The organism is Nonomuraea thailandensis (genome assembly GCF_024172165.1).
Lineage (GTDB): Bacteria > Actinomycetota > Actinomycetes > Streptosporangiales > Streptosporangiaceae > Nonomuraea > Nonomuraea thailandensis.
On sequence record NZ_JAMZEB010000002.1, the window covers coordinates 6,931,503 to 6,943,773 of the forward strand.

General features: G+C 74.0%; 10 protein-coding genes. 4 read left to right on the top strand and 6 right to left on the bottom strand.

The window, feature by feature from the left end; all coding sequences use genetic code 11:
* Positions 1 to 2: 2 nt before the first annotated feature.
* From HD597_RS35720 to HD597_RS66115, 3 genes are read left to right on the top strand one after another with little or no spacing between them, the layout of a single operon-like run.
* Complete coding sequence (locus HD597_RS35720) at positions 3 to 1,310, top strand: ABC transporter substrate-binding protein (protein ID WP_253747897.1); 1,308 nt, start codon at positions 3 to 5, stop codon at positions 1,308 to 1,310.
* A gap of 16 nt (positions 1,311 to 1,326) precedes the next feature.
* A complete protein-coding gene (locus HD597_RS35725) occupies positions 1,327 to 2,253 on the top strand; it encodes a carbohydrate ABC transporter permease (protein WP_253747899.1) in 927 nt (308 codons plus the stop codon).
* Positions 2,250 to 3,125: a carbohydrate ABC transporter permease gene (locus HD597_RS66115; protein ID WP_253747901.1), complete on the top strand. Its 876-nt coding sequence runs from the start codon at positions 2,250 to 2,252 to the stop codon at positions 3,123 to 3,125. Before HD597_RS35725 ends, HD597_RS66115 begins: the two co-directional genes overlap by 4 nt.
* 7 nt (positions 3,126 to 3,132) lie before the next feature.
* On the opposite strand, the gene HD597_RS35735 is transcribed toward HD597_RS66115, so the two are convergent.
* From HD597_RS35735 to HD597_RS35750, 4 genes are all read right to left on the bottom strand, one after another.
* Entirely contained in the window at positions 3,133 to 4,716 is a 1,584-nt protein-coding gene (locus HD597_RS35735; RefSeq protein ID WP_253747903.1) for an ABC-F family ATP-binding cassette domain-containing protein, read from the bottom strand.
* 156 nt (positions 4,717 to 4,872) lie between these two features.
* Positions 4,873 to 5,703, bottom strand: coding sequence for a hypothetical protein (locus HD597_RS35740; protein WP_253747905.1), 831 nt, complete (start codon positions 5,701 to 5,703; stop codon positions 4,873 to 4,875).
* Between the two features lie 132 nt (positions 5,704 to 5,835).
* Positions 5,836 to 6,384 carry a hypothetical protein gene (locus HD597_RS35745; RefSeq protein ID WP_253747907.1) on the bottom strand — a complete coding sequence of 183 codons (549 nt, stop codon included), beginning with the start codon at positions 6,382 to 6,384 and terminating at the stop codon, positions 5,836 to 5,838.
* Between the two features lie 78 nt (positions 6,385 to 6,462).
* Complete coding sequence (locus HD597_RS35750; protein ID WP_253747909.1) at positions 6,463 to 7,926, bottom strand: FAD-dependent monooxygenase; 1,464 nt, start codon at positions 7,924 to 7,926, stop codon at positions 6,463 to 6,465.
* A gap of 297 nt (positions 7,927 to 8,223) precedes the next feature.
* Here HD597_RS35750 and HD597_RS35755 point away from each other — a divergent pair, with 297 nt between their 5' ends.
* Positions 8,224 to 8,724 (top strand): alpha/beta fold hydrolase, encoded by a 501-nt coding sequence (locus HD597_RS35755; protein ID WP_253747911.1) that lies wholly within the window; start codon positions 8,224 to 8,226, stop codon positions 8,722 to 8,724.
* A gap of 25 nt (positions 8,725 to 8,749) precedes the next feature.
* Here HD597_RS35755 and HD597_RS35760 read toward each other — a convergent pair whose 3' ends face one another.
* Positions 8,750 to 11,815: a helix-turn-helix transcriptional regulator gene (locus tag HD597_RS35760; protein WP_253747913.1), complete on the bottom strand. Its 3,066-nt coding sequence runs from the start codon at positions 11,813 to 11,815 to the stop codon at positions 8,750 to 8,752.
* Between the two features lie 31 nt (positions 11,816 to 11,846).
* Positions 11,847 to 12,212, bottom strand: coding sequence for a DsrE family protein (locus tag HD597_RS35765; RefSeq protein WP_253747915.1), 366 nt, complete (start codon positions 12,210 to 12,212; stop codon positions 11,847 to 11,849).
* Positions 12,213 to 12,271 lie beyond the last annotated feature (59 nt).

Consider the following 12,271-nt stretch of genomic DNA (forward strand, 5'->3'; position numbering starts at 1 on the left):
CCGTGAAGCTCGCACAGCGTGTCGCCGCCGCGTCGGCCCTCGTCCTGGCCGTCACGGCCTGCAGCGACCCCTCCGCGGGGCCCGCCACGGCCCCCGCCACCGGCGGCTCGCCGGCCGCCTGGCCTTCCCCGGCCGCCCGCCTGGACGGGGTGACGCTCACCATCTGGGCCGCCCAGAACAGCAACACCGTGCCCAAGGCCGTGACCGACGCCTTCACGCAGGCGACCGGGGCCAAGGTGGAGGTCGTCACCATCCCCGACCCGTACGAGCAGGGCGTGCAGACCAAGGTGGCCACCGGCGACAAGCCCGACCTGGCGTTCTGGCAGCCGACGGCGTCCATGCTCACCGCGCTCAACGCCCGCGCCAACCTCCAGCCGCTCGACGGCGCCCCCTGGCTGTCGTCGCTCTCCCCCGAGCTGCGCGACATGACGGGCCTGCTGGACGGCACCCGCTACGCCGCGCTGATCACGAGCCCGGCGGTCCAGGGCGTCTACTACAACAAGCAGCACGTCAAGGAGCCGCCGAAGAGCTTCGACGAGCTGGTCGAGGTGGCGCGCGCGCTCAAGGGCAAGGGGGTCACCCCGTTCTTCGAGATGGCCGGCGACAAGTGGGCCACCCAGTGGTGGGTGCAGGTCCAGCTCGCCGACGCCGCGAAGGACGGCCTGTGGGAGCGGGTCAACACGGGCAAGGAGACGTTCGAGGACGGCACGATCCTGGGCGCGATCAAGAAGTACCGGGCGCTGATCGACGAGGGGCTGTTCAACGCCGACATCAGGACCGCGACGTTCGAGGACCAGGGCGAGGCGCTGCTGTCCGGCAAGGCGGCCATGGTGATGCAGGTGAACTCGTTCTTCGGCCAGCTCCAGGCCAAGGCCGGCACCGCCGAGCTGGACGAGAGGATCGGCTTCTTCCCGATCTCGCCGTCGGGGAACGTGGGCACGTTCATCCCCGACCAGTCGAACGCGCTGGTGGCCTTCCGCACCGGCGACGCCAAGCGGGAGCAGGCCGCGCGGCAGCTCCTGGCGTACTGGATGGGGCCGGGTTACGCCGGCTTCGTGGCCGACCGCAAGACCGTGTCGCTGCGTACGGACGTGCCGGCCCCTGACGGCGTGCCGCAGGCGCTGAAGGACGTGCACGCCTCGCTCGGCCGGTCGGTCGGGTCGATGCAGGCGCTGGCCGTGGCCAACCCCGACCTGTACCTGAACCTGGCCGACATGATCACCGGCAGCCTGACCCCTGAGCAGGTGGCGGCCGCCACGCAGAAGCAGTTCGCCCAGCTCGCCAAGGCCGCCGGCGCGACCGGCTTCTGAGGCCGAGGAGTCATCCGTGCAGCAGACGCTCGCCCGCCCCGCGAGAGCCGCCCGGCGGGCCCCGGCCCCCACCGTGGCGCGCGGCCGGACGCACCCCATGTGGTTCCTCCTGCCGGCGTTCGCGATCCTGTTCGTCTTCTTCTTCCTGCCGACCCTGTTCAACTTCGTCTACGCCTTCACCGACTGGTCCAGCTTCAAGAGCGAGATCCGTCCCGCGGGCCTCGACAACTTCGCCTACCTGCTGTCGGACGGCACGCTCTTCAGCGCGCTGCGCGTCACGGTGATCTACGCCGCGCTGGTGGCGCTGTTCCAGAACCTGTTCGGCTTCGGCCTGGCCGTGCTGCTGGAGAAGGACACCTGGCTCAACCGTGCCGCCCGCCTGGCCTTCCTCGTCCCGGTGCTGATGTCGGCGCTGGCCGTCGGGTACGTCTTCCAGGCCCTGCTCAAGCCGGACGGCAGTCTCAACGACCTGCTCTCGGCGCTGACCGGCCGGCAGGTGGACGTGGCCTGGCTGGGCAGCACGACGTGGACGCTGGTGCTGGCCGCGGTCATCCACGCCTGGAAGTGGATGGGCCTGTCGATGCTCATCTACCTGGCGGGGCTCAAGACGATCCCCGAGGACGTCACCGAGGCCGCCCGCATCGACGGCGCCACGCCGTGGCAGGCGTTCTGGGCGATCCGCTTCCCGCTGCTGGCCCCCGCCGTCACCTTCAACGTGGCCACGGCGCTGCTCGGCTCGATGAACGGCTTCGACATCGTGCAGGCGCTGACCGGCGGCGGCCCGGCCCGCAGCACCGAGATCCTGAACATCTTCATTTACCGCACCTTCGGCCAGGGGCTGTTCGCCCAGGCCACGGCCATGAGCCTGGTGTTGTTCCTCATGGTCGCGCTGCTGGCCTTCCCCGTCATCCGCGTGCTGCGCAGAAGGGAGGAGATCCTGTGACGGTCCCCGCCTTCGGTTCCGTCGCCCGCCGCCGTGCCGTCTCTCCGGTGGCGCGGGGGCTCGCCGCCCGGCTGCGCCCGTTCGCGGTCGTCGCGCTGGTCGTCCCCGTCATGGGGGTGCCGCTGTGGCTGGTCGTCGTCACGGCCGCCAAGTCGCAGGGCGAGGCCCTGTCGCCGAACCTGTCGCCGCCCGCCGAGTGGCGGCTGTGGGAGAACCTGGCGCAGGTGTGGCAGCAGGGCGAGGTGCCCCTGGCGTTCCTGGGCAGCCTGCTGGTGGTCGCGCCGTCGGTGCTGCTGGTGCTCACGTTCGGCTCGATGGCGTCGTGGATCCTGGCCCGCCGCGCCTCGCGGCTGAACGCCGTGCTGTACGCGCTGGCCATCAGCGGCATCGTGCTGCCGCCCGCCGTGGTCACCATCGTGCTCCTGCTGCGCCAGCTCGGCCTGGCCGGCAGCCCGGCCGGCATGATCGGGGTCTACGTCGGCATCTACCTGTCCACGGTGATCTTCTTCGTGACGGGCTTCGTGCGTACGGTGCCGCTGTCGCTGGAGGAGGCGGCCCGCATGGACGGCGCCGGGCCCGTGCGGGTGTTCTGCTCGGTGATCCTGCCGCTGCTGCGCCCCGTGCTGGCCACCGCGACCATCCTCATCTGCCTGTACGTGTGGAACGACGTCTTCTACGCGTTCTTCGTGGTCGGCGGGCGACTGGACACGTTGCCGCTGAACCTGTTCCAGGTGGCCAACGCGGGGCTCTACCTCAACAACTGGCACCTGATCTTCGCCTACATCATCCTGATGAGCCTGCCGCTGCTGATCGTCTTCGCGGTCGCGCAGCGCAGGATCATCTCCGGCATCACCGGCGGCGCCGTGAAATAGCCGCGCCTCAGGCCAGGGTGACCAGGTCGGCGTAGCCGTCGTGCCACAGGTCCTCGGCCCCGTCGGGCAGTAGCAGCACCCGTTCGGGCCGCAGGGCCCGCACGGCCTCCTGGTCGTGCGTGACCATGACCATCGCCCCCTGGTACGCCTCCACGGCCGCCAGCACCTCCGCCTTGGAGGCGGGGTCGAGGTTGTTGGTCGGCTCGTCGAGCAGCAGCACGTTGGCCCGGGAGCTGACCAGCCCGGCCAGCGCCAGCCTGGTCTTCTCCCCGCCCGACAGCACGCTGACCGGTTTGTCCACGTCGTCGCCGCCGAACAGGAACGACCCGAGCACCGCCCTGGCCTCGCCGTCGGTGAGGTGCGGGGCGGCGGCGGCCAGGTGGCCGCCGACGGTGGTGGCCGGGTCGAGCGTGTCGTGCTCCTGGGCGAAGTAGCCCAGCCGCAGCCCGTGCCCGCGCACGACCCGGCCCGAGTCGGGCCGCTCGTGCCCGGCCAGCAGCCGCAGCAGCGTGGTCTTGCCCGCGCCGTTGAGCCCGAGCACCACGAGCCTGCTGCCCCGGTCGATGGCCAGGTCCACGCCGGTCAGCACGGGCAGGCCGCCGTACGACTTGGTCAGGCTGATCGCGCCGAGCGGCGTGCGCCCGCTGGGGGCGGGCTCGGGCAGCCGGATGCGGGCCACCTTGTCCGTACGGCGGGCCGGGCGGGTCCCGGCGAGCATGCGGTCGGCGCGGCGGGCCATGTCGCGGGCCCGGACGGCGGTCGAGGACCTGGAGCGCATGCGGTCGGCCTGGGCGTGCAGCGCGGCGGCCTTGCGCTCGGCGGCGGCCCGCAGCCGGGCCCTGCGCCGGTCGTCGGTTTCGCGGTCGGCCAGGTAGGTGTGCCAGCCGGTGTTGTGCGTCTCCAGCGTGCCGTCCGCCACGTGCCAGACGCGGTTGATCACGTCGGCGAGCAGCTCCGTGTCGTGGCTGATCACGACGAGCCCGCCGGAGTAGCCGAGCAGGAACGAGCGCAGCCAGGCGACGGAGTCGCCGTCGAGGTGGTTGGTCGGCTCGTCGAGCAGCATGACGCCCGGCTCGGCGAACAACACCCTGGCCAGCTCGACGCGCCGCCGCTGCCCGCCGGACAGGGTGCCGAGCGGCTGGCCGAGCGCCCGGTCGGGCAGGCCGAGCCCGGCGGCGACGCGGGCCGCCTCCGCCTCGGCCGCGTATCCGCCGCGGGCCTGGAACTCGGCCTCGGCCCTGGCGTAGCGGCTCATCGACCGCTCGTCGCCCGACTCGGCGAGCGCGGTCTCCGCGGCCCGCAGGTCGCGCAGCGCCCGGTCCAGGCCGCGGGCGGACAGGACGCGGTCGAGGACCGTGAGGGCGGGGTCGGCGGCGGACGGGTCCTGCGGCAGGTAGCCGACGGGGCCGGTGCGCACGATGTCGCCGGCGGCGGGCTGGAGCCGCCCGGCGAGGGTCTTCATCAGGGTGGTCTTGCCGGCGCCGTTACGGCCGACCAGGCCGACGCGGTCGCCGGGGGCGATGTGGGCGGTGACGCCGGACATCAGGAGACGGGCGCCGGCACGCAGCTCGACACCGCGGAAGGTAAGCATGGCAATACGCTCCGGAACAGCTCAGGGACACAAGGGTGGCGTGGAAGCTGGTGTCCTGGCTAAGAGGTCCGGGGCGTGGACATGGGCCCAGTGTAGGAAAGGGTCGCGCCGGCCTGCCACCGATTATCAGGCCGGCGCGGGATCGCCGCCGGGCGGCTAGTTCCAGATACCGGGCACGCCGGCGGGCACCTCGTCCTCGACCTCCGCGCGGTCGATCACGTCGCCCCGCAGCGGCAGGTTCACGCTGACCTCGCGGCCCCAGTCGGTGAACCGGGTGTCCGACTCGACCTGGACCGTGGTCTTGGAGACGGGCAGGGTCGCCTTGACCGCGACCCGCCGCACCAGGCCCCTCTCGCCGAAGTACAGCGTGTAGGAGATCTTGCCGCTCTTGAACCGCGTGCCGTACCGGGAGGCGAACGGGGCGGAGGCGGCGGCGAGCTTGGCGGGCTTGATGGCGCCCTTGAGGATCCCGTCCTTCCAGGAGGTACGGGCGGCCACGAGGGCCTTGAGCGTGGCCGGGTCGAGGACCTCGACGAGCAGGTTGCTCGGCGGCTGCTTCACGCCGCCGTAGCGCACGTGGCTCGCGTCCGCGATCGTCAGCGCCTGCTCCACCACCGGGCCGGAGACGTAGCTCACGCTGCCCGAGGAGATCAGCCGGACGGGGCCCGCCTGCAGGCCCTCGGTCTCCTTCGGGCTGGACTTCTTCATCTCGCGCAGCAGCTTGTCGCTGTACTGGACGGTCTGGCCCAGGTCGGAGGCCACCGGGCCGCGCGAGCCGAACCCGACCGTGCCGTCCACGGCGGAGGTGACGACCCGGTCGCCCGGGTAGGTGATCTTGGCGGTCGCCCGCAGGTTGACGGCCCTGCCGGGCGCTAACTCGGCCTGGAGCGCCCTGACCGGGTCGGATGCGGATGCGGCCTGCGCCGGCACGGCGGTGAGCTGCACCATGCCCGCGACCACGGCGACACCCACGATGGTTCGCTTCATTGGTTTCCTTGGGAACGGTCCGGAAAGACGCGATCAATCTGGTGCATCTAAGATCGTCCGTCAAGCCGGACCGGCCATCGGGCATGGGTCGCGGCCCCGGCGGGGGCCGCGACCGCGGACGGCCTCAGCGGGTCAGGCCGGGAAGTCCTTCGGGTTGACCGAGGTCGTCCTGGCGTTGCCGCCCCTGACCGGGTTGAGGGTCAGCGACCAGCCGGGGATCCGGGTGGCGGTGGTGCGGTACGTCAGCTTCTCGCTGAAGCGCTGGTAGACGGCGTTCCGCGTGAACCTGCCCTTCGACCTGTTGAAGCTGGTGCCGGTGGTGAAGTAGATCCGGTACGTGCCGTCCCTGACGTCGGTGATGGTGGCCGTGGACTTGGCGCGCACGTAGATGCTGATCGCCTTGGTCTTGCCTCTGACCAGGGCGACGACGCCGTCCCGGGAGAGGCCGTTCTTGATCTTCAGCCTCCCCTGGCCGCCGCTGATGCGGTCGTAGAGGATCGTGCCGTTGCGCGGGCGGGCCAGCGCCGACGAGTCGGCCGTGAACGTCACCGTCGTGGCGGCGCTGCCCCCGGTCACGGTGGTGGCGCCGGCCGGGGACGCGGTCAGCAGCCCGCCCGCCAGCGCGACCGCGGCCACGACGACACCGCTGCGCGTGGTGGTTCCTTCGAGAAGCCTCTTCACAGAACATCTCCTTCGTGACGCATGGTCACGGTAAAGATAGATTAAAGAGGCTTTGATCCGATACCGAATAGGTGACCTTCAGGGGCGGGCCGGGTGCGCGTGCGCAGGGGCGCCGCACCACTGGGCCACCGCCGCCATCGCCTCGCCGGGCAGGTCTCCGCGGTCGGCGGCCCAGGCGACGTAACCGTCCGGACGGACCAGGACCGCGCCCGGCACGCCGGGGTCCTCATGACGGGCGACCTTGACGGTGTCCCCCACCGCCCGCGCCACCTCGCCCGACGGTGTCGCGTCCACCAGCAGGGGGCGGCCGTCCCTGAGCAGCTCGTACAGCCGGCCCTCCGCGCACCGCAGGTCGGGCATGCGGCGGCCGGTCCACGGGTGGGCGCGGCGCGTCGCCGGCGGGTAGTGGATGCCCAGGCCGGTCAGCCGCCCGGCCAGGAACGAGCGGGAGCGGCCGTACCGCAGCGCCAGCCGGAGCGTCACGTTCCGCAGCGCGCGGCGGATGGCCGAGCGGCCGAGCACGAGGCGGTTGAAGGCGTCGGTCAGGGTGAGCACCTGGGCGCCCACGCGGTGCCGCTCGCGTTCGTAACTGTCGAGGAGGCCGCCGGGCGCCCGGCCGCGCAGGACGGCGGCCAGCTTCCAGCCGAGGTTCATCGCGTCGCCGATGCCCGTGTTCATGCCCTGGGCGCCCAGCGGCGAGTGCACGTGCGCCGAGTCCCCCGCGAGGAACACGCGCCCGGCCCTGTACCGCGCGGCCTGCCGGCGCTCGCTCAGGAAGCGCGAGCTCCACCGCTGCTCGCGCATGCCGAAGTCGGTGCCCGCGATGCGCACGAAGGCGTCGCGCATCTCCTCCATGGGCAGCGGCACGTCCAGGGGCACCTGCTCGCGCAGCCGGTCCCAGGCGATCGCGCGGAACCAGCCGTCGCCGAACGGGACCATGAGGACCACTCCCTCGTCGCTCGCCTCGGCGAACAGCGCGTCCTGCGGCGGCTCGGTGACGCGCACGTCGGCGAGCAGGATGTGCGTCTGGTACTGCTTGCCGGCGAAGTCGATGCCGGCCAGGCCGCGCACCGTGCTGTGGGCGCCGTCGCAGCCGACGGCGTAGCTCGCCGTCTCCGTGCGCCCGCCGGCCAGCTCCACGACCACCCGCCGATCGTCCTGGCGCAGCCCCACGACCTCGGCGCCGCGCACGATCTCGACGCCGAGCTCGCGGGCGCGGGCCTCCAGCAGGTGCTCCGTGCCGCTCTGCGGGACGATCAGCACCATCGGGTACCTGGTCCTGAGCTTGCGCAGGTCGAGCGTGGCGCCGGGGGCGGGCGCGACCTGGCGCACGGGGACGCCGCGCGCCAGCAGGTCGTCGGCCAGGCCCCGGGCGTCGAGGAGCTCCAGCGTGCGGGCGTGCACGGCGAACGCGCGGGTGATGTTGGGCTGCTCGGCGCGCCGCTCCAGGAGCCGGCAGCGGACGCCTGCCTGGGCCAGCTCGCACGCCAGCATCAGGCCGGTGGGGCCGGCGCCTACGACGATCACGTCTGTCTGGGTCATCGGGGATCACATTCCCTCCGGGTCTGGATGTTCACCACCATGCGCCGGGGGTCCGGGCCGTCGAATCGGTGAAGTGCACAGTCGGGACGGCCGGTGCGCGGGACCCTCCGGCCGCCACCGCAGGGTCTGGAGGGCCGTGGGCGGCGGCGCGCGGGCAGCGCACGGCACGGTGGCGGCGGCGGGCGGCACGGTGGCGGCACTGAGCGGCACTGAGCGGCACTGTGGCGGCGCACGCTGGACCGGTGGACCGGTGGAATCACGGATGCGAGCCGTCCGGACCGGACGCAGGCTCGTCCGGTGCGGCATGACGAGACGGTGCTCCCGGTGGGCGGCTTCCTGGTCCGGGCCTATCGCGCGGGCGCGGGCGCGGAGCTGGTGCTCCTGCACGGTGGCGGGCCGGACGACGCGCGGCGGGCCTGGGAGCCGGTGTGGACGGTGCTGGCCGGGCGGGCGCGGGTGACGGCGCCCGACCTGCCGGGGTTCGGCGGCACGCCGCTGGGCGCGACCGTGCCGACGCTCGCCGGGTACGCGGCCTGGCTCGGCGCGTTCCTCGACGCGTGCGGCATCGAGCGGGCCGGGATCGCCGGGCGGTCCTTGGGCGGCCGGATCGCGCTGCGGGCGGCGCTCGACCTGCCGGACCGGGTCAGCCGGGTGGCGGTGTGCGGGGCGCGTACCCGGCTCATTGGCAGGCGGCTGGACGGAGTCGCCTGCCCGGTGCTCGTGCTGGGCGACGCGCCCGGCCGGGATGCGGAGGAACTGGCCGCCTTCCTGTCCCCACGCGCGATCCGCGACCGATGACCGCCCCGTGAGCCCTGTCCTTTCCTCAGTGGTCGCCGCCGAGGAGGCCGGGTCGTTCCAGGGAGAGGCGCACCAGCTCGGCCCTGGACGAGAGGCCCAGCTTCACGAACACCTTGTGCAGGTGGTAGTCGACGGTGCGCGGGCTCAGGAACAGGTGCGCGGCGATCTCCCTGTTCGTGCCGCCCGCGCTCACCATGCGCGCGATCTGCGACTCCTGGGGAGTGAGGTCGGCACTCGTGCTGGGGTCACGTTTGCGGGCCGTCTCGCCGGTGGCCTGCAGCTCCACGCGGGCGAGCCCCGCCCAGGGCGCGGCGTCCAGCCGTTCGAAGATCTCACGCGCCGCCCGCAGGTGACGCCGCGCCTCGGCACGCCTCCGGCGCCGGCGCAGCGTCTCGCCGAACAGCAGCGCCGTCCTGGCCGTGTCGAACGGCCGGCCGGCCCGCGCGTGCAGCGACAGCGCCTCGGTGAAGTGGTCGTCGGCGCTCTCGACCAGGCCGCGGCAGCGGGACACCAGCGCGTGCGCCCATGGGGAGCGGGCCGGGCCCGCCCAGCGCTGGAGCAGGTCGAGGGCCGCCGCGGCGCGTTCGGGACGGTCCGCGCGTACGGCGACCTCGACGAGATCGGCGGCGGCGAAGATCTTCACGACGGGATGCCCCTCGCCGGGAGCGGCGTCCGCCAGCGCCGTCAGCCGGTCGAACGCCTCCCCCGTCCGCCCCTCGCCCAGGTCCAGCAGGGCCAGCGCCCAGGCCGCGATGCCGGCGGGCGGGCCGAGGCGTTGGCCGATGGCGCGGGCCAGGGCGGCCTCCGCCTCCGCCCGGCACTCCTCGGGGCGGCCCTGGACGGCGGCGATCCAGGCGAGCACGGCGCGGTGGTGCGCGGCCGTGTTGTCCTGCCCGGTGTCGAGCGCCAGCCTCAGCCCCTCCGTCGCGGTGGCGCGGGCGGCGGCGAACCGGCCCGTCCACATCTGCAGCGCGCCGAGCGGCGCGAGCACCAGCGGCAGCACGCTGACGGCGGCGGCCGTCCTGGCCCGTACGGCCGCGGCGGTGAACAGGTCGAGTGCCGTCGTGTCCTCGCCCACGAACATCGCCGCCCCCGCCGCCATGGTGAGGCTCTGGGGGTCGGCCGAGTCCTGCGCCAGCGCGCGGCCCTCGCGCAGCAGCGTCGCGGCCCGCCCGGCGTCGCCCTCCAGCAGCGCGGCCAGCCCGATCATCAGCTTGCCGCCCGCGGTGACGGCCTCCTCGACCGGCGGCAGCCCGGCCAGCCGCCGCCCGGCCTCGGCCAGCCTGGGCAGGTCGCCGGCGGTGAAGGCCAGCCTGCCCGCCTCGACCAGCATGCGCGCGGCCTGCCCGGCCTCCCTCACGTCCTCGGCCGACGCGTCCCGACGTTCCACCTGGCGGTGCCCATCGCCGGCCGGTCGCGCCGGCCGGGCATCGCCGGGTACGCCACCCGCGGCCCCGCCCGCCCCGCCCACACCCACGCCGGACGCCTCGTCGGCACCCGGGTCCGGCGCAGCGCCGGCCGGGGTCGGTGGGGTGGCGGACGGGGTTGGTGGGGTGGTCAGTTCGGCGCCTGCCAGGAGGATCGCGTACGCGAGGTCGGGCCGGCCGCAGAGGCCCTCGATCGCGCCGCGGACGTGCTCGCCCCTGGCGCGGAGCCGGGGGTCGGCCGTGCGGGAGGCGGCTTCGTCCAGCAGGGCGCGGGCGTGGTCGGAGCGGCCGGCCAGCCAGGCCGTCTCGGCGGCAAGGGTGAGGCGGCGGGCGCGGGTCTCGGGGCGTGCCGTGAGGTCGGCGGCGCGGCGCAGGGCGGTGGCGGCGGAGGCGTGTCCGCCGCGGCGGGTGGCGCGTTCGGCCGACGCCTCCAGCTCGGCCGCGACCGTCTCGTCGGGGCCGGTCGCGGCGGCGGCCAGGTGCCAGGCCCGGCGGTCGGCGTCCTCGTCCGCCAGCACGGCCGCCAGGGCCTGCTCCACGGCCTGGCGTTGCAGGAACGTCGCGCCCCGGTAGACGGCCGATCGGACGAGGGGGTGGCGGAAGGTGAGGGCCCCGCCGTCGGCGCGTACGAGACCGGCGTGCTCGGCCTCGTCCAGCGCGTCCGGGGCCAGGGCGAGCGATCGGGCGGCCCTGAGCACGAGACCGACGTCGCCGCGCTCCTCGGCGGCGGCGATCAGCAGCAGGGTCTGTGCGGGGGGTGTCAGGCGCCGGACCCGCGAGAGGAAGACCTGCTCGACCACCTCGCCGACGGGCAGCCGTTCGGGCAGCGGGCGCGTGCCGGCGAGCTGCTCGGCCGAGAGGGAGCCGGGCAGTTCGAGCAGGCCGAGGGGGTTGCCCGCGGTACTGGTCACGAGCAGGGCGGCCACGCCGGGCGCGAGCGCCACGGAGGTGCGCTCGGCCAGCAGGGCCTGGGCCGCGCCGGCGTCCAGCCCGCGTAACCGCAGCTCGGGCAGCCCCGCCAGCGGGCGAGGGGCTCCCGTGCCCGCGAACGGCGGCCCTGTACCGGTGCGGGAGAGCGTGCCCGAAGCGCCGGTGCCGGTGAGCGGCCCTGAAGCGCCGGTGCGGGAGACCGGCCCGGGAGGGCCGGAGGGCGGGGGCGGGCCCGGTTCCTCGTCGCGTGCCGCGAACAGCAGCACGACCCCCTCCGCCTCCAGCCGCCTGGCCACGAACGCCAGCGCGTCGGCGGACGCGCCGTCCAGCCAGTGGGCGTCGTCCACCAGGCACAGCAGCGGCCGTTCCTCGGCCACCTCCGACAGCAGGCTCAGCACCGCCACCGACACCAGGAACCGATCCCCCTCGACGGGGTCCCCCAGCCCGAACGCCGCCCGCAGCGCGGCGGCCTGACCGGCGGGGATCGCGGCGAGCCGGTCCGCCACGGGGTGCAGGAGCTGGTGCGCGGCGGCGTACGGGAGCTCGGACTCCGACTCGACCCCGCCGCCCCTCAGCACCCGCATGCCGTCCGCCCGCCCGGCGGCGTAGCCGAGCAGGGCGGACTTGCCGATGCCCGCCTCTCCCCTGACGACCAGGACGGCGCTGCGCCGTTCGCGGGCGCCGTCGAGCAGCCGCGCGATGAGAGCGCACTCCCGCTCCCGGCCATGCAGCATGCCCCGATCGTACGACCGCCGCCCGATCGCGCTAGTAGCTGAAGGTGGTGGCGCCCTCGTCGCCGATCCACTGCCACATGGGCACGGTGCCGCCCAGCTCCGCGCCGCCGATCAACTGCCGCTGGTCGAGCTTGCGGGAGTCGAAGCAGAGGGGGCAGACCAGGAACGTCCCGCCCGCCTTGGCGTAGCGGGTCATCAGGTCGGCCAGCGGCGGGCAGCCGTCGCAGGCGATCCCGGTGGCGACGCCGTCCAGCGCCAGCCGGGTCGCCTCCTTGGTGAGGAACATCAGCGTCGGGCGGCCCTGCTCGGCCGCTCCGACCGCGACCAGGAGCGCCACCGTGACCCGCTCGGGGTCTTCCAGTCCGGTGGTCAAGCTGATGACGGCCTTGCCTGCCATGGGTGTTCTCCTCGTTCGAAGTCGATCTGACTCGTGTGGATCTCGCGTGGAACGTGCCA

What these genes read in the sequence shown, in the direction of transcription:
- HD597_RS35765 (WP_253747915.1), bottom strand. Translation starts at nt 12,212, where the DNA reads ATGGCAGGCAAGGCCGTCATCAGCTTGACCACCGGACTGGAAGACCCC.
- HD597_RS35740 (WP_253747905.1), bottom strand. Translation starts at nt 5,703, where the DNA reads ATGAAGCGAACCATCGTGGGTGTCGCCGTGGTCGCGGGCATGGTGCAG.
- HD597_RS35750 (WP_253747909.1), bottom strand. Translation starts at nt 7,926, where the DNA reads ATGACCCAGACAGACGTGATCGTCGTAGGCGCCGGCCCCACCGGCCTG.
- HD597_RS35735 (WP_253747903.1), bottom strand. Translation starts at nt 4,716, where the DNA reads ATGCTTACCTTCCGCGGTGTCGAGCTGCGTGCCGGCGCCCGTCTCCTG.
- HD597_RS35760 (WP_253747913.1), bottom strand. Translation starts at nt 11,815, where the DNA reads ATGCTGCATGGCCGGGAGCGGGAGTGCGCTCTCATCGCGCGGCTGCTC.